Below are 1,652 nucleotides of genomic sequence, written 5' to 3'. Positions count from 1 at the left end.
TCCATTAACCTTCTTCAGTTAATGAGGCTACACCACCCAACCTTTTTTTCAATTATCTCCGTACACAACTTTCAACCGTAACTCAATGGACATATATTTGGATGTTGATCTTGAAAAGGCGGTAGAGCTTAAAAAAATGATCGATTCTGCTGGAGTTTCCTCTTTTTACTTGGGGAAGAAGGGACTGGCCTATGTTTCCCGTATTGACGTGCGTTAAGGAGAAAATATGGATTATTATGTTGATATTCTAATTAAGCCTGATTCAGAAAAAAGCTTGAACTTTCTATTGAGTACACTATACACAAAACTGCACAAAGTTTTGCATGATATGGCTTCAACTAACATTGGGGTAAGTTTTCCAAAGTATAATATTACTTTGGGTAATATTTTACGTATCCATAGCAAAAAAGTAGTATTAGATGAACTGCTTGGTATGAACTTTTTGTCTGGAATAAATAACTACTACGAAGTAAGTCCTATTAAATCCGTCCCTGCAGATTCCAAGTTTCGGATAATTTCACGCAAACAAACTACCATGAGTCAATCAAAAATGAGGCGATTATTTAAACGTGGTTCGATGACAGTGGGTGATATCAGGCAATACAAAGCTAAAATGTTTGCCAAAAGTATTGATAACCCTTATCTTGAATTGGTAAGTGGATCAAATGGGTATAGATATAGGCGCTACATTGAATTTGGTGAGTTACTCGACCAGCCAGTTTATGGAGAATTTGATCGGTTTGGTCTTTCCAAAACAGCCACTGTTCCCTGGTTTGATTAAATAAAAGAATATGAAATCAGTTAAGTTCGAAAGGTTGAAGTGGAAGTTTGTAATTTGTTCAAATACTTGAGTCATTTTTCTAAATAAGATAGAAATAATAGGTAATTTGAATATTTCATACTTCAAATTACCTATTATTTCATCTAATGTTAATTTGTTATTAAAATCAAATGGATATAACTAATTGGGAAAAATTGGGTAAATCAATTTTTTCCAATTATCTCTTTGTTTTATCAGTTTTTTTATGGATGATGTTACAGTTAACTGCCGCACAGGCAGCTTAGAAGAGTAAGTAGTCGAGGATATCCTATTTATAGTAGTTAACTGCCGCACAGGCAGCTTAGAAGTTTTTGCTTAATCATTTTCGCACCCTCCTTAAGTTAACTGCCGCACAGGCAGCTTAGAAGAAACGTCCTGAACAACAGCGCACAGAAATACTGTTAACTGCCGCACAGGCAGCTTAGAAGTAGATAAATGGCGTTCGCTTCTGCAAAACGCATGTTAACTGCCGCACAGGCAGCTTAGAAGAAATGAACATCGAAGTCGTGATTCGCGGCGATGTTAACTGCCGCACAGGCAGCTTAGAAGTCAGGTTTTTTTTAGATTACGCCATGTAGTCTGTTAACTGCCGCACAGGCAGCTTAGAAGACATTATCAGGGGTTGTGTAGTTGTATTCCGAGTTAACTGCCGCACAGGCAGCTTAGAAGAAACAAAGACAAATACGTTTTGAACAAAATCAGTTAACTGCCGCACAGGCAGCTTAGAAGAATAATAGAAAAGATTGAAAGAGTTACGGTTGAAAGTTGTGTACGGAGATAATTGAAAAAAAGGTTGGGTGGTGTAGCCTCATTAACTGAAGAAGGTTAATGG

Annotated in this window: 1 protein-coding gene, 1 pseudogene and 1 CRISPR repeat array; the gene and the pseudogene both read left to right on the top strand. The window is 36.9% G+C overall.

All coding sequences use genetic code 11. The features are described 5' to 3' along the window. Positions 1–85: 85 nt before the first annotated feature. Positions 86–217 (top strand): annotated as a pseudogene (locus Llon_RS11925) (type I-Fv CRISPR-associated protein Cas5fv); the annotation flags it as partial. Positions 218–226: 9 nt separating this feature from the next. Next, complete coding sequence (gene cas6f, locus Llon_RS08895; RefSeq protein ID WP_013101298.1) at positions 227–781, top strand: type I-F CRISPR-associated endoribonuclease Cas6/Csy4; 555 nt, start codon at positions 227–229, stop codon at positions 779–781. A 258-nt stretch (positions 782–1,039) separates the two neighbouring features. Beyond that, positions 1,040–1,549: direct repeats of the CRISPR family, unit length 29 nt; unit sequence AGTTAACTGCCGCACAGGCAGCTTAGAAG. Between the last annotated feature and the right edge of the window lie 103 nt (positions 1,550–1,652).

The sequence above is a fragment of the Legionella londiniensis genome (assembly GCF_001467825.1).
GTDB classification, from domain to species: Bacteria; Pseudomonadota; Gammaproteobacteria; order Legionellales; family Legionellaceae; genus Legionella_A; species Legionella_A londiniensis.
This window is presented reverse-complemented; position numbering and strand designations above follow the sequence as displayed.

What these genes read in the sequence shown, in the direction of transcription:
- cas6f (WP_013101298.1), top strand. Translation starts at nt 227, where the DNA reads ATGGATTATTATGTTGATATTCTAATTAAGCCTGATTCAGAAAAAAGC.